This is a genomic window from Stenotrophomonas sp. RS-48 (genome assembly GCF_030053245.1).
GTDB classification, from domain to species: domain Bacteria; phylum Pseudomonadota; class Gammaproteobacteria; order Xanthomonadales; family Xanthomonadaceae; genus Stenotrophomonas; species Stenotrophomonas maltophilia_P.
Window position 1 is genome coordinate 1 of the sequence record NZ_JASGBV010000084.1, and the last position, 22,391, is coordinate 22,391.

25 protein-coding genes are annotated in these 22,391 nt (G+C 65.9%); 13 read left to right on the forward strand and 12 right to left on the reverse strand.

Going from position 1 to position 22,391, the window contains the following annotated elements:
* Positions 1 to 59 precede the first annotated feature (59 nt).
* Together QMZ25_RS15010 and QMZ25_RS19230 are read left to right on the forward strand one after the other, a co-directional pair.
* Positions 60 to 254, forward strand: a complete 195-nt coding sequence (locus QMZ25_RS15010; RefSeq protein ID WP_283219891.1) for a DNA cytosine methyltransferase — start codon at positions 60 to 62, stop codon at positions 252 to 254.
* Between the two features lie 30 nt (positions 255 to 284).
* Positions 285 to 1,265, forward strand: coding sequence for an HNH endonuclease (locus tag QMZ25_RS19230; RefSeq protein WP_345782740.1), 981 nt, complete (start codon positions 285 to 287; stop codon positions 1,263 to 1,265).
* 222 nt (positions 1,266 to 1,487) lie between these two features.
* Here QMZ25_RS19230 and QMZ25_RS15020 read toward each other — a convergent pair whose 3' ends face one another.
* Together QMZ25_RS15020 and QMZ25_RS15025 are read right to left on the reverse strand one after the other, a co-directional pair.
* On the reverse strand, positions 1,488 to 1,856 hold the full coding sequence (locus tag QMZ25_RS15020) for a hypothetical protein (RefSeq protein ID WP_283219873.1): 369 nt from the start codon (positions 1,854 to 1,856) through the stop codon (positions 1,488 to 1,490).
* A 493-nt stretch (positions 1,857 to 2,349) separates the two neighbouring features.
* Complete coding sequence (locus QMZ25_RS15025; RefSeq protein WP_279942514.1) at positions 2,350 to 2,559, reverse strand: hypothetical protein; 210 nt, start codon at positions 2,557 to 2,559, stop codon at positions 2,350 to 2,352.
* A 62-nt stretch (positions 2,560 to 2,621) separates the two neighbouring features.
* On the opposite strand from QMZ25_RS15025, the gene QMZ25_RS15030 reads away from it, so the two are divergent.
* Complete coding sequence (locus tag QMZ25_RS15030) at positions 2,622 to 4,046, forward strand: GAD-like domain-containing protein (protein WP_283219874.1); 1,425 nt, start codon at positions 2,622 to 2,624, stop codon at positions 4,044 to 4,046.
* A 260-nt stretch (positions 4,047 to 4,306) separates the two neighbouring features.
* Positions 4,307 to 5,446 carry a YncE family protein gene (locus tag QMZ25_RS15035; RefSeq protein WP_283219875.1) on the forward strand — a complete coding sequence of 380 codons (1,140 nt, stop codon included), beginning with the start codon at positions 4,307 to 4,309 and terminating at the stop codon, positions 5,444 to 5,446.
* Positions 5,447 to 5,559: 113 nt separating this feature from the next.
* Here the strand turns inward: QMZ25_RS15035 and QMZ25_RS15040 are convergent, their stop codons facing one another.
* Positions 5,560 to 6,036: a nuclear transport factor 2 family protein gene (locus QMZ25_RS15040; protein ID WP_065182551.1), complete on the reverse strand. Its 477-nt coding sequence runs from the start codon at positions 6,034 to 6,036 to the stop codon at positions 5,560 to 5,562.
* 219 nt (positions 6,037 to 6,255) lie between these two features.
* Between QMZ25_RS15040 and QMZ25_RS15045 the strand changes: the two genes are divergently transcribed.
* Positions 6,256 to 7,068 (forward strand): alpha/beta hydrolase, encoded by an 813-nt coding sequence (locus tag QMZ25_RS15045; protein WP_283219876.1) that lies wholly within the window; start codon positions 6,256 to 6,258, stop codon positions 7,066 to 7,068.
* Positions 7,069 to 7,088: 20 nt separating this feature from the next.
* Positions 7,089 to 7,259, forward strand: a complete 171-nt coding sequence (locus QMZ25_RS15050; RefSeq protein ID WP_283219877.1) for a hypothetical protein — start codon at positions 7,089 to 7,091, stop codon at positions 7,257 to 7,259.
* On the opposite strand, the gene QMZ25_RS15055 is transcribed toward QMZ25_RS15050, so the two are convergent.
* Positions 7,256 to 7,999 (reverse strand): hypothetical protein, encoded by a 744-nt coding sequence (locus tag QMZ25_RS15055; protein WP_283219878.1) that lies wholly within the window; start codon positions 7,997 to 7,999, stop codon positions 7,256 to 7,258. The two genes, QMZ25_RS15050 and QMZ25_RS15055, sit on opposite strands and share 4 nt — an antisense overlap.
* A gap of 139 nt (positions 8,000 to 8,138) precedes the next feature.
* On the opposite strand from QMZ25_RS15055, the gene QMZ25_RS15060 reads away from it, so the two are divergent.
* Positions 8,139 to 8,735 (forward strand): hypothetical protein, encoded by a 597-nt coding sequence (locus tag QMZ25_RS15060; RefSeq protein ID WP_227255455.1) that lies wholly within the window; start codon positions 8,139 to 8,141, stop codon positions 8,733 to 8,735.
* Positions 8,736 to 8,789: 54 nt separating this feature from the next.
* Positions 8,790 to 9,758, forward strand: a complete 969-nt coding sequence (locus QMZ25_RS15065; protein ID WP_065182549.1) for a polysaccharide deacetylase family protein — start codon at positions 8,790 to 8,792, stop codon at positions 9,756 to 9,758.
* Positions 9,759 to 9,761: 3 nt separating this feature from the next.
* On the opposite strand, the gene QMZ25_RS15070 is transcribed toward QMZ25_RS15065, so the two are convergent.
* From QMZ25_RS15070 to QMZ25_RS15080, 3 genes are all read right to left on the reverse strand, one after another.
* On the reverse strand, positions 9,762 to 10,604 hold the full coding sequence (locus tag QMZ25_RS15070; protein ID WP_065182578.1) for an MnmC family methyltransferase: 843 nt from the start codon (positions 10,602 to 10,604) through the stop codon (positions 9,762 to 9,764).
* 134 nt (positions 10,605 to 10,738) lie between these two features.
* Positions 10,739 to 11,413 carry a hypothetical protein gene (locus tag QMZ25_RS15075; protein ID WP_283219879.1) on the reverse strand — a complete coding sequence of 225 codons (675 nt, stop codon included), beginning with the start codon at positions 11,411 to 11,413 and terminating at the stop codon, positions 10,739 to 10,741.
* Positions 11,414 to 11,540: 127 nt separating this feature from the next.
* Positions 11,541 to 11,957 (reverse strand): hypothetical protein, encoded by a 417-nt coding sequence (locus tag QMZ25_RS15080; protein ID WP_053518813.1) that lies wholly within the window; start codon positions 11,955 to 11,957, stop codon positions 11,541 to 11,543.
* Between the two features lie 85 nt (positions 11,958 to 12,042).
* On the opposite strand from QMZ25_RS15080, the gene QMZ25_RS15085 reads away from it, so the two are divergent.
* Positions 12,043 to 12,327 (forward strand): hypothetical protein, encoded by a 285-nt coding sequence (locus tag QMZ25_RS15085; RefSeq protein WP_065175406.1) that lies wholly within the window; start codon positions 12,043 to 12,045, stop codon positions 12,325 to 12,327.
* Between the two features lie 24 nt (positions 12,328 to 12,351).
* Here QMZ25_RS15085 and dmeF read toward each other — a convergent pair whose 3' ends face one another.
* The gene (gene dmeF / locus QMZ25_RS15090; RefSeq protein WP_065182548.1) at positions 12,352 to 13,326 is read right to left on the reverse strand and encodes a CDF family Co(II)/Ni(II) efflux transporter DmeF; all 975 of its coding nucleotides are present in this window, start codon (positions 13,324 to 13,326) and stop codon (positions 12,352 to 12,354) included.
* A 51-nt stretch (positions 13,327 to 13,377) separates the two neighbouring features.
* Between dmeF and QMZ25_RS15095 the strand changes: the two genes are divergently transcribed.
* Complete coding sequence (locus QMZ25_RS15095; RefSeq protein ID WP_049417302.1) at positions 13,378 to 13,662, forward strand: metal-sensing transcriptional repressor; 285 nt, start codon at positions 13,378 to 13,380, stop codon at positions 13,660 to 13,662.
* 24 nt (positions 13,663 to 13,686) lie between these two features.
* Here QMZ25_RS15095 and QMZ25_RS15100 read toward each other — a convergent pair whose 3' ends face one another.
* Positions 13,687 to 14,064 carry a MerC domain-containing protein gene (locus tag QMZ25_RS15100; protein ID WP_053518817.1) on the reverse strand — a complete coding sequence of 126 codons (378 nt, stop codon included), beginning with the start codon at positions 14,062 to 14,064 and terminating at the stop codon, positions 13,687 to 13,689.
* A gap of 68 nt (positions 14,065 to 14,132) precedes the next feature.
* Between QMZ25_RS15100 and QMZ25_RS15105 the strand changes: the two genes are divergently transcribed.
* Positions 14,133 to 15,458, forward strand: a complete 1,326-nt coding sequence (locus QMZ25_RS15105) for a GTP-binding protein (protein WP_065182547.1) — start codon at positions 14,133 to 14,135, stop codon at positions 15,456 to 15,458.
* 10 nt (positions 15,459 to 15,468) lie between these two features.
* Here QMZ25_RS15105 and QMZ25_RS15110 read toward each other — a convergent pair whose 3' ends face one another.
* Positions 15,469 to 17,079, reverse strand: a complete 1,611-nt coding sequence (locus QMZ25_RS15110; RefSeq protein ID WP_283219880.1) for an ATP-binding cassette domain-containing protein — start codon at positions 17,077 to 17,079, stop codon at positions 15,469 to 15,471.
* Between the two features lie 163 nt (positions 17,080 to 17,242).
* On the reverse strand, positions 17,243 to 18,142 hold the full coding sequence (locus tag QMZ25_RS15115; RefSeq protein WP_053518823.1) for a LysR family transcriptional regulator: 900 nt from the start codon (positions 18,140 to 18,142) through the stop codon (positions 17,243 to 17,245).
* A gap of 197 nt (positions 18,143 to 18,339) precedes the next feature.
* On the opposite strand from QMZ25_RS15115, the gene QMZ25_RS15120 reads away from it, so the two are divergent.
* Both QMZ25_RS15120 and QMZ25_RS15125 read left to right on the forward strand, forming a co-directional pair.
* Positions 18,340 to 19,518 (forward strand): serine hydrolase domain-containing protein, encoded by a 1,179-nt coding sequence (locus QMZ25_RS15120; RefSeq protein WP_180875805.1) that lies wholly within the window; start codon positions 18,340 to 18,342, stop codon positions 19,516 to 19,518.
* A complete protein-coding gene (locus tag QMZ25_RS15125; RefSeq protein ID WP_283219881.1) occupies positions 19,515 to 20,699 on the forward strand; it encodes an MFS transporter in 1,185 nt (394 codons plus the stop codon). The genes QMZ25_RS15120 and QMZ25_RS15125 overlap by 4 nt, the downstream gene beginning before the upstream one ends.
* A gap of 3 nt (positions 20,700 to 20,702) precedes the next feature.
* On the opposite strand, the gene QMZ25_RS15130 is transcribed toward QMZ25_RS15125, so the two are convergent.
* Positions 20,703 to 22,319 carry an EAL domain-containing protein gene (locus QMZ25_RS15130; protein WP_065182542.1) on the reverse strand — a complete coding sequence of 539 codons (1,617 nt, stop codon included), beginning with the start codon at positions 22,317 to 22,319 and terminating at the stop codon, positions 20,703 to 20,705.
* Between the last annotated feature and the right edge of the window lie 72 nt (positions 22,320 to 22,391).

Sequence of the window (22,391 nt, forward strand, 5' to 3'; positions counted from 1 at the left end):
TGCTGAAACTGGGCCATGATCTTCCTTCTTGGACCATTCAGGCGCGACGCTCGAATAATATGGGGCCCTTCCATTGGCGCAATCGAATCCTTAGGATAGAGGAAATAAAACGGCTTCAATCGTTTCCCGACTCGTTTGTGCTTGAGGGCACAATTGAGCGTCAATGGAGACAGATTGGAAATGCCGTCCCTCCATTAGTGGCGGAGAGTTTTGGTAGGGTTTTGTTTGAGCGCTTAAGTAAGGGCGCTAGCTAGTTTTTTTGCACCTTTAATTTGGGAGGGGTTGTGCCAGCTTCTGGGCTCTTGAGCGCTAAACAGCTATTGTCCTTGATATGCGATTCCATTCAGTTGTCAGGGTGGAATTATTTCATTGGTAATTCTCGGAAGCCCTTTGGGGTCGTATTGGAGAGGCAGGGGCGCGGCCGGGAGAATCTTAGAATATTCATCTGGAATTGCACGCATGGCGGCGGCGCTGCGCGTGCTGCTGACGAATATAGAATTCAGTTTACTGGTTCGGTTCCGGCCTATAGTGACGGCGAGATTGCACTGCTTCTTGGCTGGTATGCGCCATTTGGTGTCTTTGCTGCTTGGGATATTGGGAGACACGAGGGGCAAAACTCGAGCTCACCCTCTGCGCAGATTAGAGAAGAAGTCCTCCGAGGCGCATATCATAATGGATTTGCCGTGGGGGAGAGGGCGAACGGTGAAATAGTGGCGGCATTCAGGCCGGAGCTTCTGGCAGAGTACGCGTTAAATGCAAGTGATATTCACAATGGCAGTATTCAAGAGCTTAATGTTCTAAACGACATTCAGCATCTCGCCGCGCAGGAGCGAGGCGGGCAAGTAGATCGCGCGCGCGTTACTTCGACTATAGTCAGAGCATATCGCGAGGCGGACTTTAGTCGCAGGGTGTTGACGGCGTACTCGAATCGATGCGCAATGTGTGGAGTTCAGTTAAAGCTGATCGAGGCGGCTCATATCGTTCCCGTCGCCGTGCCCTCTAGTACAGACTTGACTTGCAATGGAATTGCATTGTGCGCGATTCATCACAGGGCTTATGATTCGAATCTAGTGTCGGTGGCGGAGGATTACTCAGTTCAAGTTAGTGATAGTAGAATTATAGAATTGCAGGGCCTTAATCTCGGTGGTGGCTTAGAGTCTTTCGTTGCGGGACTTAATCCGTACATAGCCTTGCCGGCGGATAGGAGAGACTATCCATCTGTCGACAACATTGCAGTGTCCCGCCGGGTTAGAGGGTGGCGCTGATTAGCTGTCGATACGCAGATTGATTGGCGTTTATCCAATGCGTTTAATCCCGGGATGAGCACCTATTTCCTCCTGGAGATAGGTGCGGCTGTTCCATGGATGGGCTGCCCATTAGAAGTTGGGCGCCGTCCTATTCTGGGGTTAAAGTCGGATTGCCTCGTGCGCGGGTTGCCACTCAGCACGTTCCGGTTTTTTAAGCGTCGCGTGTGCACATGTAGGTACCTAATCAGCACAATGCAACCTTTCAGTAGCCTGCGCAGTCAACGCCACACAAGCCATCTTCAATCCCTCCATTACCCGATCCCCCACGTACTCCTCGGGCGCGCCATTCTGCCGCGTGCGCTCCGCAGCCAGCATCAACTCTGCCACCACGCGCAATCCCGCTAGCGCGCAGTCCGCATCCGCCAGCTGAAGACAACGCCCAGGCAATTGATGCCGCTCCGGCCACGGCTGTCCATCTGCGGCCGCACCCTTTCCGATGCGACGCAGGGTCGAGACAAATCCGTTGGGATCGGTGGGTGCGTCGCGCTCGGGCTCGGAATTGGCCGGATCGTACTGCGCGTGCAGGGAACGGAAATTCGATTCGTTCATGGCAATGCTCCGTACAGAACAGATAGCACCGCCACCGATGAAGGTGGCGGGACGATGCGTGGCTCGAAAACCGGTCAACAACCAATCCGGCGGGCCCGAAGGCCCCCACGCACCGTCCGCCATGGAACGCGAACGGATTGCCAGCCGGCGCCACGTAAACGTGACGCCGACTGACAAGCGCAAACACATGGTTGTTGACCGGGTTTTCGACGCCCGCGCCACCCTGTGTGAGGTGGCATGCAAAGGTGTACTCGCATGGCTGCGAGATGCCAAGGAACCGTGGGCCGCAGAGGCCACAAGTGCTGACGCTTACGGCATTGTTACACGACTCCAATGCGGCGGAACCCCTGTGGTGCGGCGGTTTCCGCCGTTGTTAAGTTACGGCCCGAATGCGCAGCAGAAAGCACGCTTTGGCGCCGTGCAAGGCCCCAAAAGCGACACCCGACACAAAGGGCTGATAGAGAAAGCGTGGCAATTGCGACACGGCTTAACGTTAGGGCTCCAGTCCCGGCCGAGGCCACAGGGCATCGTCGCGCTCCAGGTCGTAATCGCTTCCGAATGCGAGTGCCGCCTCGCGTGGCGGAAGGTCCGCGTAGCAAGCCAGCAGATACTCGTCCATGCCGGTATTGCCAAGGTCGATGGCGAACAGATGCAGCAACTCCTTGTCGAACGCTTCCAGCCATGCGGCGTCGATTCTGGTCATGGTCATCCTCAAACGGGGAGGGCAGGATACTGGGCATACGTCTGATGACAGGAACAGATGCATTGGTCCTTCCTCGCCGCCTCACCCCACATCGCTTCGTCAAGACGCATCGGCCGTCGCGGCAGGTTTCGCCGGCTCCCCATAAGCGTGTTTCCGCCTATGAGGGTGTTCTCCCCGCCAGCCTTCTCGATCTGTGGCGCCGGAAAGGTCTCGGATTCTATGGCGACCTTCAGCTCGCGCTGATCGATCCCCGGCAATGGCAATCCGTGCTTGATCGCTGGATTGTTTCGCCACCCGATTCCGTACGGCGCATTCCCATCGCGCTGACGCCTTTCGGCACACTTCTCTATTACCGAAAACTGTCGGAAGCCGACGAAGACGTGGCCTACATCGATCCCGTGTCAAAGAAGACGGGTGACTTGGCGTGGAGTCTGGATGACTTCTTCAACACATTCCTTTGCGAGCAGGAGGCACTCGAAACGCTCATTTCACCGGCGTTGGCTCGGGCCGCAAGAGAAGCGTGCGGAGCACTCGCGCCCGGCGAAGTTTATGAAGTCGATCAGATGCTGTTCTCGGCCCATACGCTAAGGGTCGCAAAGGTCAATGCGCTCGACATGCATCGCCGCCTTCGCGATGCCGTTGATTTGCCCAAGTCGAAGACCGACGAGCCGACGACAGTAGCCGACGCGCTGCCAGTCGAACATCGCTCCATGTTCGAAGGCATTGCAACAGGCCCGGGACTCGCCGGGCTGTATCTGTCTTCCTACATCGACTGGCATCGGCTGCTGGCGCTGCAGCCGAGCGGCCAGTACCACTTGCTGTTCTGGCGCATTCATCACAAGACGTTCGAGCGCACCGAGATGCGCGTTTACAGCGGCTCCTACGAGATTTCCAGCAATTCTGAGGGGGATGACATTGTCGCGCTCGACGTCACCCTGCGGGAAGATTCTCTGGGCAGTGAGGCCAATGATGAAGAACTGGTGGCGATGCGTGCAGATGACACGACCCTTCTGCTACGTGCCGACGAGTTGGCGGACATGGCAACCGCCATCGGTGGGCGTGGCGTGATGGGGCGAAGTGAACACTACTTTCGTTGCGTCACGCTGGACGTGCCATTCGTAGAAGAGCCCAGCGATGGCCGCGCAGCACCATCATTCACGGATATGCCACATGCGCTGCAAGCATTGATCCATGTTGAACCTCTCCTTGCGACCATCACTCACGTTGACGATCCGGATCTCGACGAAGAGCACGACGGCGAGGGCGCTGTCATGTGCACGCTCGATCTGGGCGAGGACCACGGGTTGCGCATGAACATGCCGCTCTATTCGCCTGAGAATACCCGTCGCCAACTCAAGGGATGGGTTTGGGATATGGCACCGCTTGCCTGCAGGGCGGGCATCAGGTATCGGCGCGGAGAGGACGGTGTCATTGAATATGGACCCTTGGTCGGGGATGTGTTGACTACCCGTGCTCCGGATTCTTAGAAGGGCGCCAGGGCCGTGAATCCAACTCGGCCTCCTTGCCGACCGTGAATGCCCCCTCGCGGGCACTACGCGGGCGCACACAGGCATTTCGCAGCGATTGCGCGGGTGCCCGGTGCAGCATCCCACCCCGCCTCCCTGTCTCCTGTTACCATTCCCCCCGCTAACCCAGCCAGCCTTTCCGTGCGCACACGCCGGAACGGCCGTCTTCGTACGGCCCAGCGAGCCAGGACACCCTTCCGTGCCCTTTCAAGGATGCTCGCATGTTCCGTCATTCCGCTTTCCGCTCGGCCGCCCTGGCCCTTGCCATTTCGCTCAGCGTCGGCGCCCCGGCGGCCTTCGCCGATAACGCGCCCGCCGCCAGCACCCCCGCTGCCGTGCAGCGCCAGGCCATCGCCAAGGGCCTGTACGAGCTGGCGTACAGCCCCACCCAGAACGCCGTGTTCGTGGCCTCATCCGGTGGTTTCGGCGATGACGCCGGCCCGTCGCAGGTACTGCGCCTGAACCCGGCCACGCTGGCCGTGGAAACCCGCATCCCGCTGGAGCGCAAGGCGTTCGGCGTGGTGCTGGATGACGCCCACAACCGCCTGTACGTCGGCAACACCGTTGATACCTCGGTAACCGTGGTCGATACCGCCCAGAACAAGGCCATCGGCATCGTGCAGCTGATGGAGAAGAAGGTCGGCAAGGACGGCAAGGCCGCCTACACCCACGACCTGCGCGAACTGGTGGTCGACAGCCCGGCCAACCGTCTGTACGTCACCGGCCATTCCAGCGAGGGCAGCGTGCTGTTCGTGGTTGATACCACCACGCTGAAAGTGATCGACACCATTCCGGGCCTGGGCAACGCCAAGGCGCCAGGCCTGGCGCTGGATGCCGCCAACAAGCGTGTGTACACCAGCAACCTGCTGGCCGACCTGGTGGTAGTTGGCACCGACGCCAACAAGGTGGTGGCCCAGCACAAGATCAGCGCCGAGCAGCCGATGAACATCGCGCTTCACCCGGACGGCAAGCGCCTGTTCGTGACCGACCAGGGCTCGGAGATGATCCGCAGCTACATGACCAAGAGCAGCGCGGGCTTCACCAGCAAGCACCCGGGCCAGCGCGTGCTGGTGCTCGACCGCACCACCGGCAAGGAACTGGCCAGCATCCCGACCGACGCCGGCCCGCTGGGCATCCTGCTGGACGCACCGCGCAAGCGTCTGTACGTGACCAACCGCGATGGCGGCACGGTGACCGCGTACGACAGTGACAGCTACCAGAAGGTGGCCTCCTACCCGGTGCCGACCCACCCGAACAGCTTGGCGCTGGATGCCAAGAACAACGTGCTGTACGTGAGCATCAAGAACGGCGAGAAGGATGCCAAGGACGCGAACGAGAGCGTGGCGCGCATCCAGCTGTAACGGCTGGAGGTGGCCGCGCTGGGAAGGCGCGGCCACCTGTTACAGGCATGGGATTTCGCCAGGTGGGCGCCAGAGTGGCGGCGTGGACCCTCCGCCGCCTGCCACCCCGAACCTCAATCCACCCCGCGGTGGTCATAGCTGATCACCCGCTCCACCTGCCAGGTGCCGTCCACGCGTCGCCACACCTGCACGAAGCGCGCCTGCCCCACCCAACGCTCCACACCGTCCTTGCCGCGTTCGTAGAAGCGATGGTCGCCCATCTCCAAGGCACGCTCGTCGTGCAGCGGAAACACCTGCAGCGAACGGTCCACCAGTTCGCGGCGCAGGCGCCAGCCGCCCTCGCGCGCGTTGTCGCACATGCGGGCCACGCTGCGCCGGAAGTCCTCGCGGCTGCTGGCCGACTTGCCGTCCTTGTCGTGGAAGAACTCCATGTCCTCGGTGGTCATCGCCGCGGCCCGATCGGCATCGCAGGCCTCGAACGCCACCGCGAACAGCTGGGTATCGGCCTGGCGGATCTGCTCGCGCAGGGTGTCGGACGGGGCAGGGCTGGCGGCAAGGCCGGCGGCGAGCAGGGGCAGGGCGAACAGCATGGCGCGTCTCCGTGGATGTCGGGCGCACAGTGGCACGCTGCGGGGGCGGTCAGCGCACGGGTGCGACGAAGCCCCGTCTGCCAGGTACGAACGCCCGGATTCCGGGTGCGGGTGCCGGGCGCCAGGCGTGTAGGGCATGTCATGGCGCGGGCGGATTCCCTCACGGTCGCCACAGGCGGCGCTGCCTAGGCTGGTGCCATCCTTTCACCAGGAGTTCCCATGCCTGCTTCCCCCATCCGGCTGCACATCGAAGACACCGGCGGCGAGGGCCGCCCGGTCATCCTCATCCATGGCTGGCCGCTCTCGGCCGAGGCGTGGAAGGATCAGGTGCCGATCCTGCGGGATGCGGGCTACCGCGTGATCAGCTATGACCGGCGTGGCTTCGGTCGCTCCGAGAAGCCAGCCGACGGCTATGACTACGACACGCTGGCGGCCGATCTGGCCGGCATCATCGAGCAACGCGATCTGAAGGAGGTCACGCTGGTCGGTTTCTCGATGGGCGGCGGCGAGGTGGCGCGCTACATCGCCAATCACGGCGAGTCGCGCCTGCACAGTGTGGTGTTCGCGGCTGCGGTGCCCCCTTACCTGCTGCGCACCGACGATAACCCGGAGGGCCCGCTGACCCAGGACAAGGCGGACGAGATGCGCGCCGGCCTGGAACAGGACCGCGAAGCCTTCTTCGATGGCTTCACCCGCGATTTCTTCAGCGCCAACGGCAAGCTGATGGTTACCGAGGCCGAGCGCCAGGCGGCGATCGCGCTGTGCCACCAGTCCGACCAGACGGCGGCGCTGGGCTGCATGAAGGCGTTTGCCACTACCGACTTCCGTCGCGACCTGCAGAAGGTGAGCGTCCCCACCCTGGTGCTGCACGGCGACAGTGATGCCACCGTGCCACTGGAGGGCTCGGGCAAGCGCACCCAGCGCGCCATACGTGGCAGCGAGCTGGTGGTGCTGCATAACGCGCCGCATGGCTGCAACAACAGCCACACCGACGACTTCAATCTGGCGCTGCTGAACTTCCTCAAGCAGTAACCGGCCTCTACACTCGTCGCATGCGCCAGACCCGCACGCCACCGTGGAAGAAGCCCAACCCGAAGGGCCAGAAGTCGCAGCCGCTGTCGCCTGCACAGAAGGACGCTGCGCGGCAGCGTGCGGAGGAGAACGGGCGACCCTATCCGAACCTGGTCGACAACATGTGGGCGGCCAAGCTGCCGCGCGGTTAGCGCGGCGTTGGGCGGCCCGCTGGTGCAGGGGCGAGCAGGGGCGTCCAACCGCGTTCGCGCCAAGGTGCGAACGTGCGTGGGTGGACCTGCACCGCACCTGCGGCCAGAGCGCCCCGCGCTGTCAGTGCGGCCTGCAGCCGGTGTGTCTGCATCGGCTGTGCGAACGCGACCTGCAGCAGGTCACCCTGCTGCCGTACCTGTACCGGCAGGACATCGCGCGACTGGATTGCCAGCGGTGGGCGGCCGATGGTGTAGTCCATCTCGACCGTGCGTGCGCCCTGTGCGATGACAGGCTGCCACGCCTGCAACAGCGCGGCGTGCCGGGATGCGGGCAGGCGCACCTGGGCGATGCTCGCCGGGTAGCCGACGGTGCTTTCAACCATGACCTGGAAGCGTGCGCCGTCCGGCATGGCGACGGCCCATACCGCTGCCGTGGCGAAGATCGGTATGCAGCCGATGAAGTACCACGCGCGGGGAACCGGTGCGGCAACGTGGTAGCTCCACTGCGGATGACGACGTTGCAGGCGCCGTAGTGCCTTGCGTTCGCGACGGCGCGGTGGTGTGGCCGTAGGCAGCAGGGATTGCGTGACTGGTGGCAGCTTGGCGCGCTGGGTCTGGATGACACGCGACACGGCGTAGGCCGCCCCTGCGATCATCAACAGGCCGGTGCCGTAATGCACCAGCAGGTACAGCGTCAGCATCCAGCGCACTCCATGCAACGGCTCTTCCTCGGTGGACATCGTACCGCCGAGCACACGTGTTGTCGCATCCGCCAGCCGACAGCCGTGATCGGCTTGGTTAGGATGACAGACCGCCGACACGAGTGTAACGATGACATCCACTCCGTTCCCTCAGGGCCGCACGCGCGCCCCGGGACTGATGTTGCTTCTGCTGCAGGTGGTCGCCGTGCTGGGCCTTGGCTTGGCCGCAGGCTATTTCCATCATCGCGTGGATCTGTTGCTGGAGCCGGTGACGGCTGCCTGTGGTGGCCCGGACCCCGCGGCGCGACTGCGGATGGCCGAAGTGTTGATGGCGCGTGCCGGCGCGCTGGATGATTGGCAGCCACTGCGGTGGTTGCCGGTAGCGGGCATGGTGCTCGCACTGCTGGGTGCGATGGCCATCTGCGTGCATTGGTGGCACCGGGTACGGCGGCCCCTGCGCACCACCGCGCTTGGGCTGATGGCTCTGCATGCCAGCGCCATGGCGCTGGCGGCGTGGACCCTGCATCTGTACGAAGACGCATGGAACAGCGTGGTCAGGCTGTCTCCGACGGCGTGTCTGGTCGATCTGACCCAGCAGGGACGCATGCCACTGGAGCAGGCCCAGGAAGTGGTCTTCCATATTTTCACCCGCGCGCACGCGCCGCTGCAGCGCAATCCGGATGACCTGGCCCTGGTGCTGGTGGCGCTGCTGACGGCCGCGATGGTAGGCGGTGTTGCGCTGTGGCGGGCCGCGGCTGCGGAAGAGGGGCGCTGACGGCGCTCGCGCGCTGGGCTACAGTCGGCGTTCCTGCCGACACAAGGATGGTCCATGCGTACGTGGCTGTGTGCCCTGCCGTTGCTGCTGTTGTCGCTGGCGGTGCACGCCGCGGAGGTGGACCGGCGCATCGCGGTGACCATTGATGATCTGCCGTGGGCGCGCGTGGACACCATCCTGCCTGCGGATCTGCAGACGCGCCATGCGGCGTTGATGGCGCAGCTCCGCCAGGCCGATGTGCCGGTGGTGGGCTTCGTCAACGAGAACAAGCTGGAGGTTGATGGCCAGGTGCAGCCGGCGCGGGTGCAGATGCTGCGCGATTGGCTCGACGCGGGTTATGGGCTGGGCAACCACACCTATTCGCACATGGACCTCAATGCGCAGGGCGTAGCCGCCTTCCAGCAGGATTTCCTGCGTGGCGAACAGGTGCTGCGGCCACTGCTGGCCGAGCGCGGCCAGCGGCCACAGTGGATGCGCCATCCGTATCTGCGTGCGGGCCGGACCGCCGAGGACCGCGCGGCAATGGACGGATTCTTCCGCGACCACAGGTACCGCGTGGCGCCGGTGACGGTGGACAACGGCGAATGGGTCTGGGCCTTCGCCTACGCCAACGTGATGAATGAACAGCCGCCGTCCGCAGCCCGCGAGGCTACGCTGGCGCAGCTGCGCAAGGGCTATGTGCCGTACATGCTCAACAAGCTGGACTACTACGAGCGGCAGTCGCAGGCGCTGCTGGGCTATGCCTTGCCGCAGGTCTGGCTGATGCATGCCAATGAACTGAACGCGGCCACCTTCGCCGAACTGGTGGCGGCCACCCGGCGGCGCGGCTACCGCTTCATCACGCTGGAAGAAGCCATGCGTGACCCCGCCTATGCGCGCGGCGCGGAAGGCTACAACGGCCGCTACGGCCCCAGCTGGCTGCATCGCTGGGCGATGGCCGAGAACAAGCCGAAGGACTTCTATGCCGGCGAACCGGTGGTGCCGGCGTGGGTGATGACGCTGGCGAAGGTGGATTCGGAGTAGCGCTCAGCGCTTGACCGCCAGCACGCCGTCCAGCGCGAGCTCGGCCTTGAATCCGGCCTTTTCCAGGCGCTTGGCCACTTCGCGCGGCACATCGCGGCCGCTGGTGAGCTTGTTGGGCGCGCCGGTGTAGTGGAACAGGCGGCCGCCCTTGCGCAGGACGCGGGCGAGATGGTCGTAGAACACCTGCGAATACAGTTCGCCTGCGATGCCGAAGCGCGGCGGATCATGCAGGATCGCATCGACGCTGTTGCTGGCGATCTGCTCGATCTGCTGCGAGACGTCGCCCTGGCTGAAGTGCAGGCGACCGCCGGCAGCGGCCGAGTCGGGATCGGGCGACCACGGGTTGAGGGTGCGCAGCCACATCACGTCGGCGTTCTTCTCGAACGAGCGGATCTGGCCGACGCCGGCCTCCAGTGCGCAGGCGGCGAAGTAGCCGAGCCCACCACAGGTATCAAGCAGCGCCTTGCCCGCTGGTGCAACCAGCTCGACCTTGCGGCGCGCGTCCTCGAACGGCGACAGCTTCGAGGTGGGCAGCATCTTGATGCCGTCGATCTCGAAGGTCGGCGCACCCCACTCGGTAGGCACCAGTTTGATCAGTGAACCGCTGTAGCGTGAGATGGGGGCGAAGTCTTCGCCCTCCCAGTAGTACAGCGTGCGGTCCTTCAGCTTGCCCGGCCACGGGTAGTGCTGGCCGCGGAAATGGAAGCCTTCCGCGTCCAGCCCCACGCTGTCCTGGCTGCGCCCCAGGTCAAGCGAGCCTTGCCACTCGGGCGCGCCCTTGTCATGGGCACGACGCAGGGCATCGGCGCTGTCGCGGGTCAGCAGAGGGCCGGTGTAGTGGGGCACGGCAGGCATCGGGCGGTTCGGGGGAGGGCATGGTACCGCAGCTGCCATGAAGGATAGAAAGAGCGGTGTCGGACCCCTGTGCATTGCTGCGACGACCTTCATTGAAAGGATGAAGGTCGCCAGGAAGAAACGGCCTATTGGGCAAACTGAGTTCCGCGATTGGATGCGCACTGCTTTGGTATGCATACATCCAGCGAGGTGCTCACGAATCGCGACTCGTTTACGGTGCAGATGACGCCAATTCCCTCGCTGAGAGAGAAGGGGGATGAGAAATGACGTGTATCGCTAAGGTGGCATCTGCCATTGTCAACACCAAGTGTGGCCGTTCGGGCGCCGGCGACAGAACATTCTGCGTTCATCTGGCCCGTTGAGTAGTAGGAGATGCCCACAGGCACACGTCCATTCGGAGCAGTTGCTGTAACCCAGTCGATACTCTTCCAGTTCAATTTTGAGGCTGAACTACCGGGGGCGTTCTCACGAGTGCATACCCAGCCCGCCGCCGGCCCTTCAATCGTCCCTTCCCCCTGAGACGGTTCCATATCCATGGAGGCGCAGAAGGCCTGATGATAGAGCTTGGTGGCTTCCGACTGGTCACTGTATCGATAGATCAGGCGTCCAAATCCATCTGGCTTGAGATGCTGATCAACCTGGATGTGTGCTCCGTCGAAGTCTGGCCACGTTGTACGACGAACGATGATGATCTCGCCCTTGGAGTCCAACTCGGTTCTGTCGACACTCAAGGGTGTTTCTGCGAACGCAGGTACAGCCATGGCCGTCGCTAAACATAGGATCAGCGTGCGTCTGCTCATGTGTGAGTCTCCGTTTCATGGTGGCGGAGACAGTAGGCTCAACAATATCCGGCATCTCGATTGTGACCGAAGTTGTGCCTGATCGAATTTGAAACTTTCCTCATCCGCTTGAATCCCTGCACTTCGATCAATCGCACTTCACCGCATACACCGGCCCGGCACCGATCAGCATCAGTGCCATGTAGTCGCTGTCACTGGCCTTGCCCTTCAGCGTGGCGCCCCTGTTGAAGTGGAAGAGGCCGAAGCCGCCGGCCATGCGGATCAAGGCGCTGTCGATCTGTGCCGCATCGTCGCGGAAGTAGCGGCTGATCTCGCTGGAGGTGGCCTTGTGCAGCCCGTTCGGGTCGCGCTGCCATTGGCCATCGCGGTTGAAGGAAACGAAGTACTGGCTGCCTTCGCGCTCGATGCGGAAATCGGCGGTCCTGCGCGGGCTGGTGGCGAAGCAGCCTTGCAGGGCATCGGAGGAGAACGGCAGCCGTGCATCGCCACCACAGGCGGTGAACAGCAGCAGGGCACCGGGCAGCAGCAGGCGAAGCGCGCGCATGGGATGTCCCGACGAGGCAGGTGCGGCTAGTGTAGGCAGCAGGCGGGCGTGGCCCGTACAGAAATTCGGCAAGAGGACGCGTGCAATGGCACAGGGCAAGGCACCGTGGTGCGGTGTGGCCAGTGGATTGGGCCTGGTCGTGGGGTGGGCTGCAGGCACGCTTGCGGCACAGGCGGCGGTGGCCGCGGGAGGCAATGGCATCGCCGCGGGCCTGGGGGTGGGCGTGCTGGGCTCGGCACTGGTGGGATGCGGGCTGGCGGTGGCGTCGCGGGTGCGGGGCGAGCGTTGGCCCTGGATCGGTATCGTGGGCGCGGTGCTGAGTGCGCTGCCGTTGCTGATGTACCTGCTGCGGATGATGCTGAAGCTCTGAAGCCGGGGCGAGGGCTCGGCGCTGTCAGGACGGGCTGTGATGGATCTCGACCGTCACGTGCACCAGCTCCTCGTGGATCGCCAGCGCCTGGCGCACGGTATCGGCATCAAGGCGGGCGTCGCTGGTGACCACGCTGGCGCTGACCGCGTACTTGCCCCGGCCCACCTGCCAGACGTGCAGGTCGGCCAGGCGTGCCGGCCATGGGCCCTGCTCGATCACCTCGCGGACCTCGGCCACCACCGGCGCGTCCATCTGCGCGTCGAGCAGGATGCGGCCACTGTCACGCAGCAGGCCGACCGCCCACACCGTGACCAGCACGGCGCCGACCAGACCCATCACGGGGTCCAGCCAGGTGAGGCCCAGCAGTTTGCCGCCGAGCAGTGCGACGATGGCCAGCACCGAGGTGGCCGCGTCGGCCAGCACGTGCAGGTAGGCCGAGCGCAGATTGAGATCGTGGCCATGCGAAGGGGCATGAACGTGATCGTGGTGATGCCCGTGATGATGCGCGTGGTCGTGCCCATGCGCATGATGCGCGTGGCCGGGGCTGTCGTGCAGCCACCACGCACAGAGCAGATTCACGCCCAGGCCGACCACGGCGATGGCGATGGCTTCGTCGTAATGGATCGGCGCGGGAACCCACAGCCGCTGCACGGACTGCGCGGCCATCAGCGCGGCGACACCCAGCAGGGCAATGGCGCTGGTATAGCCCGCCAGGATCTCGATCTTCCAGGTGCCGAAGGCGAACCGCGGGTCGTGCGCGTAGCGCCGTGCACAGCGGTAGGCGAACACCGAAAGGCCCAGTGCCAGTGCGTGCGAGCTCATGTGCCAGCCGTCGGCCAGCACGGCCATGGAGTTGAACCACCAGCCGCCGATGATCTCCACCAGCATCATGCCGACGGTCAGCCACAGGGCGCGGCGGGTATTGCGTTCGGCAAGGGGATTGCCATCGTCGAAGCGATGGTCGTGGCGACGGGCAGCGGCGAGTGTGTCCAGATGCATGGAGTGACCGGCGGGTGGAGTTGATACCCCCATAGGGTATACGATCCACCCATGGCACATGTACACAGAAATCGAAAACAGCTGCTGACCCGGGTGCGCCGCATTGGCGGCCAGGTGGCGGCATTGGAGCAGGCGCTGGACAGGCCCGAGGGTGAAGCGGGCGACTGTGCGGACGTGCTGGTGCAGGTTGCGGCGGTGCGTGGTGCGGCCCACAGCCTGTTGATGGAGTTGCTGCACGAGCACCTGCAGGAGCATGTGGTCGGGGCTGAAGACCCGCAGCAGCGGGCGGCGGAGGCCGAGGTGCTGGTCGAACTGTTGCGGCGTTACGGGAAGTAACGCCGAGCGGGCCGTCGGCGATGCTCAGCAGTGGCGGTGCCGGCGCCGCGCGTTCCAGACGTGGGTGGCGGCCAGCAGCAGGCTGCCGGTGACGGTCAGCGGCGTTTCCCAGGCATGCGAAGGCAGCTCGAGCGCGCCGGCCAGCAGCAGGCCCAGGCCGAGACCGGCCGCGGTCCAGGCCATGACGGGCAGGCGATGGCGGCGGTCGGCCCGCCACAGGGCGTAGCCGGTCAGCGGCAGGGCGATCGCCACGAACAGCAGATGCACCCATTCGGCCTGGGCCCAGGCGCCGAACAGTGGCAACGCGGCGGCAAGCAGGGGCAGCGCCAGGCAGTGCAGCAGGCACAGGCTCGACAGGGCGAGGGCTCCGGCATCGAGCAGTGCGGGGGAAGGGGACTTCATGGGGGAGGTTCCTTGCGTAGCAATTGTTATACAGTAACATTTCTTTTCCGCAGCCAGACCGCTCCGACGTGAACACTGTTTCCCGCGCCGACCGCCGCTTGCCCGTCACCGTGCTGTCCGGCTTTCTGGGGGCCGGCAAGACCACCCTGCTCAACCAGATCCTGCGCAACCGCGAGGGCCTGCGCGTGGCGGTCATCGTCAACGACATGAGCGAAGTCAACATCGATGCGCAGCTGGTGCGCGACGGTGGCGCCGAACTGCGCCGCACCGAAGAGACGCTGGTGGAATTCAGCAACGGCTGCATCTGCTGCACGCTGCGCGAGGACCTGCTGCAGGAAGTGCGGCGGCTGGCTGACAGCGGCCGCTACGACTACCTGCTGATCGAATCCACCGGTATCGGCGAACCGATGCCGGTGGCCGCGACCTTCGCGGTGCGCGATGAGCAGGGCTTCAGCCTGAGCGACATCGCCCGGCTGGACACGATGGTCACCGTGGTCGACGGCAGTGCCTTCCTGGCCGACTTCGGATCGACCCTGCGCCTGGCCGAGCGTGGCCAGCAGGCGGGACCGGACGACGACCGCGGGGTAGTCGACCTGCTCTGCGAGCAGGTCGAGTTCGCTGACGTGATCGTGGTCAGCAAGATCGACCAGGTGGATGAGGAAGTGGTGCAGGACACGCTGGCCGTGCTGCGCGGCCTCAACCGCGATGCGAAGCTGCTGCTGTCCAGCTTCGGTGATGTACCGCTGACGGAACTGCTCGATACCGGCCGCTTCGACTTCGAGCGGGCGCAGCGCGCACCGGGCTGGGTGAAGGAGCTGCGTGGCGAGCACACGCCGGAAAGCGAAGAGTACGGCATTGCCAGTTTCGTCTACCGTTCACGGCGGCCGTTCCATCCGGCCCGTTTCGCGCGCGCGTTGCGCAGTGGCATGCCCGGCGTGATCCGCAGCAAGGGCTGGTTCTGGCTGGCCAACCGCATGGACTGGGTGGGCGAGTTGAACTCGGTTGGCGCGGCAACGCGCACGCAGGCCGCAGGGTTCTGGTACGCCGCGCGTGATCGCGTACGTGCAGGCCTGGAAGACACCACGCCGCTGCTGCCGCCGACACCCCTGCCGTACAGCGATGTGGGCTGGGCGCGCCAGCAGGCCAACTGCTGGAGCGCTCCGCTGCCGGGCGTGGAGGACTTCTCGGATCGCGCCGCGCATGCCGCAATGGCGCGGCTGTGGCATCCGCTATGGGGGGACCGTCGGCAGGAACTGGTGGTGATCGGCGTGCACATGGACGAACGCGCGGTGCGCGCGGAACTGGATGCGTGCCTGCTGGATGACCAGGAGCTCCGCGCCGGCCCGCTGTTGTGGCAGCAGTTGCCTCAGTCGTTCCCGGCATGGAAGCGCTGACGGGAGGGGTTCAAGGGCGTGGGTCGTGCCATTGCCAACCGTCTGCTGTTACCTGCAGTACCTGCGTGGGCCGCAAGGCCTGCAGCAGGTGACGGTCGTGGCTGACCATCATCAACGCACCCGGCCATGCATCCAGCAGCTGTTCCAGCGCCTGCAGTGCCCCCAGGTCCAGGGCATTGCCGGGCTCGTCGAGCAGCAGCAGCTGGGGTGCCGGGTCGGCATACAGCACGCTGGCCAGTGCGCCCTTCACCCGTTCGCCGTCGCTGAGGCTGCTGGCGGGACGCTGGATGCGCTGCGCATCCAGCCCCAGCAACGCCAGGCGCGTGCGCAGCTCGCCAGGATCGGCGGCGGGGTTGGCGGCCTGCACGCTGTCCAGAATGCTGCGCGTACCGCACAACCCCAGCAGCTGCTGGTCCAGCAGGGCCAGCGGCGCCAGGCGCTGCACGGCGCCACTGCGGGCGGGCAGGTGATCGGCCAGCACACGCAGCAGGGTCGATTTGCCACTGCCGTTGTCGCCGATCACGGCGATGCGTTGCCGGCGACGGATCTCCAGCTGCAACGGCAGGCTGCAACCGTACGGCAGTACGAGATCAGTCGCCTGCAACAGGCGCGTACTGCCACGTTCGCCCTCGCCTGCAAACAGGGCCAGCTCGGGTGTGGCCTGCACGGCCGATGAAGCGGCGCGCAGCTGCGCGGCACTGGCCTGCAGGCGCTCGTTCTGGATCTGCTGCGCACGCCCGTGGCTGGCTTCTGCGCGCTGCTTCTGCCGGCCGAGCAGGATCGGTGCCTGGTTGGCCTGCTTCGCCTCGCGTGTGCCGCGTGCCTGCCGCTGCTGTTGGCGTTCGTGCTGCTCGCGCGCGCTGCGTTGCTGCCGCCGGTGCTGCGCACGTGCGTGGTCAAGCTGTGCGTCCGCTGCGTCCCGCTCGGCGGCGCGTGCCTCGGCATAGTGCTGCCAGGGTCCGCCGTAGCGACGCAGGCCGTGCGCGTCCAGCTCGACGATCTGCTGCATGTGCGACAGCAGCTCGCGGTCGTGGCTGATCACCAGCAGACCGCCGGTCCACTGCTGCAGCTGCGCGTAGAGCTGCTGCCGATGGCGGGCGTCGAGGTGATTGCTGGGCTCGTCCAGAATCAGCCAGTCGGCGCCACTGGCCCAGGCGCCGGACAGCGCCACCTGCATCGCCTGGCCACCGCTGAGGCGGGCCGCCGGCTGCGCAGGATCGAGATCGTCCGGTAGCTGTTGCGCCTGCCAGTGCTGTGCCAGCCGCTCGCGCAGATCCCAATGCTCGCCAATGCAGGCGAAGTCGGCCTCGTCGATGCTGCCAGCCTCGATCCGCGCCAGTGCGGCCAGCTGCGGGCCGACGCCGGCCAGTTCGCCGACGCTGCCACGGGGTGGGTGGCCGGGCGTGGGCAGCAGGAACACGTTGCCGCTGCGGTGCACGTCGCCGCTTTCCGGCGTGATCTGCCCCGCCAGCAGGCGCGCCAGCACGCTCTTGCCGGCACCGTTGGCGCCGACCAGGCCGGTGGCGACCGGTTCAAAGGAAAACGACAGGTCTGAAAACAGCGACCGGCCATCGGCCAGTCGATACGACACGCGATCGAGCGTGAGGAAATGTGCGGTCATGCGACCTCCATGGATGCCGTGTTCTCCCCTGCGCACAGGGGCGGGAAGCGTCGGGCCGTCTAGTTCGAAGACGGCGGCATCAATGGCGCATCGGTCGCGAGCCTCAAGGAGGAATGAGCGGCCAGTATAGCGCCGGCGGCTGAACGGTCGCGCCGCGGCGTGGCTACGGCACGGTGTCCAGGCGCGCGCCGACGAAGTCGATGAACACGCGCAGCTTCGGCAGTACGTGGCGCCCCGAGGGCCACAACAGGTGGAAGGTGCCGCAGGAGTGCACGTACTCGTCCAGCACCGTCACCAGGCGCCCGTCGGCCAGCGTATCGCGCACTGAATGCACGGGTACGAAGGCCAGGCCGACATCGCGCAGGGCCAGGGCCACGCGGGCTTCGATGGTGTTGGCGACCATGTGCACGGGCAGTTCCTGCACGGGTTCGCCTTCGGGCCAGTGGATCGGCCATGGCTCCAGCTTGCCGCTGCTGGGGAAGCGGTAGTGCAGCAGCGTGTGCTGCAGCAGGTCGGCCGGGGTGCGGGGCGTGCCACGCCGCTGCAGATAGGCAGGCGAGGCAACGACACGCCGGGGAAACACCCCCATCCGACGCGCGTTCATGCGCGAATCGCTGGGCTCACCCACGCGCAGCACTGCGTCGAAGCCTTCTTCGATCACGTCCACCAGGCGGTCACTGAAGTCCAGGTCGAGGCGGATGTCCGGATACGCCGCCATGAATTCGGCCATCAGCGGCAGGGTGAGGTCGCCGACCAGCGGCAGGCTGATGCGCAGGGTGCCACTGGGCGTGGCATGCGGTTGCGCCAGTTCGGTACGCGCGGCATCGCGCTCGTCGAGGATGCGCCGGCAACGGGCCAGGAACAGTTGGCCCTCCGCGGTGAGGGTGATGCTGCGCGTACTGCGGTGGAACAGGCGTACGCCCAGGGCCTGTTCCAGCCGGGCCACGCACTTGCCCGCCGCGGAGGCGGAAATGCCCTGCAGGCGCCCGGTTTCGACGAAGCTGCGGGTGTCGGCGGCGTGCACGAAGGTCTGCAGGTTGGCGAGATTGTCGAGAACGGACATGGGCGTGGCAGGCAGGGCAGCGGCGGGGGGAATGCAACACCGTGATGCAGCGCGTTGACGCGCGATGATGGCCTTCCGGTTCCGGGCATCATGCCCATTGCGGACTCCCCGGTCCATGATGCGCGGAGCGGCAACCGGCTTTTTGCCGGCGTCCAGGCTGCCTAAGGTGGCGGCCTCTCCTCCCACGGACTGCCGCCATGAATGCCGCTCTTTCCCCAGTGACTGAACCCGCCCTGCCGTCGGTGCAGCGCCTGCTGCAGCAGGTGCACCCTCATCGGCTGGTCGGTGCGGTCGTGCAGGTGCGTGTGCACGGGGTGCTGCGCCACGCCAGCGCCACCGGCCTGGCCGACCGTGAACGCGGCGAACCGATGCGCCGTGACCATCTGTTCCGCCTGGCATCGGTGAGCAAGCCTCTGCTGACGGTGGTGATCCTGCGCCTGGTCGCCGAGGGTGTGCTTGATCTGGATGCGCCCGTGCAGCGCTGGCTGCCCGATTTCCGGCCGGCGCTCGCCGACGGCAGCACCCCGGCCATCAGCCTGCGCCAGCTGCTCAGTCACAGCAGCGGCCTGGGCTACCGCTTCCTGGAAGCCGATGCGCACGGCCCCTACGCGCGGGCCGGCGTCAGTGATGGCATGGATGCCAATCCGCTGTCGCTGGCCGACAACGTGCGGCGTATCGCACAGGTGCCCCTGCTGTTCCCGCCGGGCAGCCAGTGGATGTATTCGCTGGGCGTGGACGTGGCCGGGGCGGTGGCCGAAGCCGCAACGGGCGAGACCCTGCAGGCGTTGTTCGAGCGCCTGCTGGCGACGCCGCTTGGCCTGCGCGACACCGCCTTCGCAACCGGCGACGCGAGCCGGCTGGCCACGCCCTATGTCAGCGACGACCCGCTGCCGCACCGCCTGCGCGAGGGCGAGGTCGTGCCGGTGTTCCCGGAAACGGTCGGTATCGAGTACAGCCTGGCCCGGGCCACCGATGCCAGCCGCTATCCATCGGCCGGCGCGGGCCTGGTCGGCACGGCCGACGATCTGATGACGGTGCTCGAGGCGCTGCGCGACGGGCAGGCGCCTGCGCTGCTGCCGGCCCCGCTGCTGGCGCAGATGGGCACGCCGCAGGTGGGTGAGGCGGGGCCGCCGGAGCCGGCAGGCTGGGGCTTCGGCCTGGGATTTGCCGTGCTGCGCGATGCGGTTGCCGGCGCAACGCCGCAGGCGCCAGGCAGCTGGCGCTGGGGCGGTGCCTACGGCCACAGCTGGTTCGTTGACCCGGCACGGGGCCTGAGCGTGGTGGCGCTGACCAATACGCTGTACGAGGGCATGGACGGTGCATTCGTGGATGAACTGCGCGATGCGATCTACGCCGATCTGGAGGCTGCACGATGAGTGGCCACGCGATCGATGCGGCAGCCCCCGCGGGTGCTGCCTCGCGCCTGCCCTGGGCCGGCCTGCTGGCGCTGGCCGGCGGTGCCTTCATCACCCTGCTGACGGAAACACTGCCGGCCGGGGTGCTGCGGCCGATGGGCGCCAGCCTGGGGGTGAGCGATGCGGCGGTGGGTCAGCTGGTCAGCGTGTACGCGCTGGGTTCGGTACTGGCGGCGCTGCCGATGACCGCGCTGACCCAGCGTTTGCCGCGTCGTCCCCTGTTGCTGGCCGCGATCGCCGGCTTCGTGCTGGTCAATACGCTGACCGCGTTGAGCAGCAGCTACGCGCTGATTCTGGCGGCGCGCTTCCTGGCCGGCGTCAGTGGCGGCCTGCTGTGGTCGCTGGTGGCAGGTTACGCCGCGCGCATGGTGGTGCCTGAGCTGCAGGGACGCGCCATCGCGGTGGCGATGATCGGATCGCCGTTGGCCCTGTCACTGGGCGTGCCAGCCGGTACCCTGCTGGGCCAGCAGATCGGTTGGCGCTGGGCGTTCGCCCTGATGAGCGTGCTGGCGGTGCTGCTGCTGGTCTATGCGCGCTGGGCCCTGCCGGCCCTGCCCGCAGCCGGCTCCGGACGGCGTGTGTCGCTGGCTGCGGTATGGCGCATGCCGGGCGTGCGCAGCACCTTGCTGGTGATGGCGCTGTACGTACTCGCGCACAACGTGCTGTACACCTACATCGAGCCTCTGGCCTTGCAGGCCGGTGCGGGGGCCTGGCTGGACCGCCTGCTGCTGGCGTTCGGCATGGCGGCCCTTGTCGGTATCGCGATCGCTGGCTGGGGTGTGGACCGCCACCTGCATGCGCTGGTTTGGAGCACGGTGCTGGGCTTCATCGCCGCCGTCATGGCGCTGCTGTTGTGGCCGGTGAGCGCGACCGCGCTGCTGCTGGCGACGATCGTGTGGGGTGTGGCGTTCGGCGCGGTGCCGACCCTGTTCCAGACGGCATTGGCGCGGCGCGCCGGCGCGGCGGCCGACCTTGCGCAGTCGATGCTGGTGACCGGCTGGAACCTGGCCATTGCGGCCGGCGGCGTGGCCGGTGGCCTGGTGCTGCAGTCCGGCGACGCGCGCCATCTGGGCTGGCTGCCGCTGCTGTTGCTGGCGGCAAGTGCGGTGTGGCTGATCGCACGCCCGAAGGCCTGGGCGTAACGCTTACGGCAGTGGCTCCTGTTCGATCGGTACGCTGCGCGGGTTCTGCATCTGTTCGCGCGCTGCGCCGTAGCGCTGCTGCCGCTTGTGGTGGAACGCCACGAACTCGTCACGTGGCAGCGGCCGGGAGAACAGCCAGCCCTGCCCGAACTGCACCTTCTGACCGTGCAGATAGGCCAGCTGCGCTTCTGTCTCCACGCCTTCGGCCACGACCCACAGGCCCAGCTCGCGCGCCATACCGATGATGTGCGGGGTGACCGGGCTGGTGGCACTGTCGGTGCCGATCGCATCGACGAAGGACTTGTCGATCTTCAGCGCATCCAGTGGCAGCTGTGCCAGGTACTGCAGGCTGGAATAGCCCACGCCGAAATCGTCGATGGCGACGCTGTGCCCGGCGCGGCGTGCCGCGGCCAGCATCGTGCGGGCGCGGTCCAGGTCGAGGAAGCCGCGCTCGGTGGCCTCCATCCAGATCTGCTGCGGCAGGATGCCGCTGCCGGTCATGTGCTTGGCGATCATCTTCAACGCGCGGCCGCTGCTGATGTCTTCGGCCGCCAGGTTGATCGCCACGTGCGCGCTGCGATCGCCGACCAGCAGTTCGCGCAGGTCGCGCACCACGTTCTCGATCACCAGATCGGTGACATCGCCGATCATCCCGGCCTCTTCGGCCAGCGGAATGAACAGGTCCGGACGCACCTGGGTGCCGTCCGGACGCTGCCAGCGCACCAGCGCTTCGGCGCCCACGCAGATGCCGGTGTCCAGTTCGATGATCGGCTGGTAATGCAGGTACAGCTCGCGACGGCGGATGGCGGTGGCCAGTTCACCCCGCAGCGACAGCCGGCGGCGCGACAACCAGATCACCAGGCCGGCACCGGCGGCGGCCAGCAGCACGCCCAGCGGCACGAACAGCCACGCCTGCTGGCGGAAGCTGGCGGTGAGCGCGGTCCGCGGGGTGGTGGCGATGGCCAGCCATTCTTCATTGCGAGCGGTGGCGTACAGCGTGTTCTGGTCCAGACCAATGCCGGGATCGCGCAGCAGGCTCTGCAGCAGCGCCGGATCCATGTCGTTCTGCCGGGCCAGCAGGCGGCCGTCGGGGCTGGCCAGGGCCAGCCGCACGTTCGGATCAACGATGACATCGACGAAGCGGCGGGGATCGACCAGTACGTCGTAGGAGCCATACAGGATCGACAGCACCTTGCGGCGGCCGCTGGTCTCGGGACGCACATCGACCGCGATTCCGGCGCCGTCGCTGGTGACGTGGTCCGGCCTGGGCTGGTTCACGTCGGACAGGAACGGCCCCCATGAGGTGCACCGCAGTTTGCCGCCTTCGAAATAGCCCAGCTGATCGGCCGAAGGGGTGGTCATCACCAGTGTCTGCATGCGCCGGATGTGCTCCGGGCTGCAGGCGGGGAGTGCGGTGGCCTCGGCTGATTTCAGTGCGGCCAGCGCTTCCTGGTAGGACAGGTCCGCGCGCCGCAGGGTGCGCTCGGCGATGTCGTGCAGGCGCTGCTGCTCCACGCTCACGGCGCGGTCCCACGTGGCGTAGGCCATGACGGCGATGGGAATGGCCGCCGCCAGCAGCGCCAGCGCGGTTCCCCCGATGATGATCCGCAGTCGGCTCACGTCCGGGGCTCCAGCAAGGCAGGCAGGGCAGGGCGCATGGTCGGGCCGATCCTTGGGCAGATGCGGCTATCT

Bases quoted from the DNA above. Each gene is read 5' to 3' on its own strand.
- QMZ25_RS15010 (WP_283219891.1), top strand. From the start codon at position 60: ATGGGGCCCTTCCATTGGCGCAATCGAATCCTTAGGATAGAGGAAATA.
- QMZ25_RS15020 (WP_283219873.1), bottom strand. From the start codon at position 1,856: ATGAACGAATCGAATTTCCGTTCCCTGCACGCGCAGTACGATCCGGCC.
- QMZ25_RS15025 (WP_279942514.1), bottom strand. From the start codon at position 2,559: ATGACCAGAATCGACGCCGCATGGCTGGAAGCGTTCGACAAGGAGTTG.
- QMZ25_RS15035 (WP_283219875.1), top strand. From the start codon at position 4,307: ATGTTCCGTCATTCCGCTTTCCGCTCGGCCGCCCTGGCCCTTGCCATT.
- QMZ25_RS15040 (WP_065182551.1), bottom strand. From the start codon at position 6,036: ATGCTGTTCGCCCTGCCCCTGCTCGCCGCCGGCCTTGCCGCCAGCCCT.
- QMZ25_RS15045 (WP_283219876.1), top strand. From the start codon at position 6,256: ATGCCTGCTTCCCCCATCCGGCTGCACATCGAAGACACCGGCGGCGAG.
- QMZ25_RS15050 (WP_283219877.1), top strand. From the start codon at position 7,089: ATGCGCCAGACCCGCACGCCACCGTGGAAGAAGCCCAACCCGAAGGGC.
- QMZ25_RS15055 (WP_283219878.1), bottom strand. From the start codon at position 7,999: ATGTCCACCGAGGAAGAGCCGTTGCATGGAGTGCGCTGGATGCTGACG.
- QMZ25_RS15060 (WP_227255455.1), top strand. From the start codon at position 8,139: ATGTTGCTTCTGCTGCAGGTGGTCGCCGTGCTGGGCCTTGGCTTGGCC.
- QMZ25_RS15065 (WP_065182549.1), top strand. From the start codon at position 8,790: ATGCGTACGTGGCTGTGTGCCCTGCCGTTGCTGCTGTTGTCGCTGGCG.
- QMZ25_RS15075 (WP_283219879.1), bottom strand. From the start codon at position 11,413: ATGAGCAGACGCACGCTGATCCTATGTTTAGCGACGGCCATGGCTGTA.
- QMZ25_RS15080 (WP_053518813.1), bottom strand. From the start codon at position 11,957: ATGCGCGCGCTTCGCCTGCTGCTGCCCGGTGCCCTGCTGCTGTTCACC.
- QMZ25_RS15085 (WP_065175406.1), top strand. From the start codon at position 12,043: ATGGCACAGGGCAAGGCACCGTGGTGCGGTGTGGCCAGTGGATTGGGC.
- dmeF (WP_065182548.1), bottom strand. From the start codon at position 13,326: ATGCATCTGGACACACTCGCCGCTGCCCGTCGCCACGACCATCGCTTC.
- QMZ25_RS15095 (WP_049417302.1), top strand. From the start codon at position 13,378: ATGGCACATGTACACAGAAATCGAAAACAGCTGCTGACCCGGGTGCGC.
- QMZ25_RS15100 (WP_053518817.1), bottom strand. From the start codon at position 14,064: ATGAAGTCCCCTTCCCCCGCACTGCTCGATGCCGGAGCCCTCGCCCTG.
- QMZ25_RS15110 (WP_283219880.1), bottom strand. From the start codon at position 17,079: ATGACCGCACATTTCCTCACGCTCGATCGCGTGTCGTATCGACTGGCC.
- QMZ25_RS15115 (WP_053518823.1), bottom strand. From the start codon at position 18,142: ATGTCCGTTCTCGACAATCTCGCCAACCTGCAGACCTTCGTGCACGCC.
- QMZ25_RS15120 (WP_180875805.1), top strand. From the start codon at position 18,340: ATGAATGCCGCTCTTTCCCCAGTGACTGAACCCGCCCTGCCGTCGGTG.
- QMZ25_RS15125 (WP_283219881.1), top strand. From the start codon at position 19,515: ATGAGTGGCCACGCGATCGATGCGGCAGCCCCCGCGGGTGCTGCCTCG.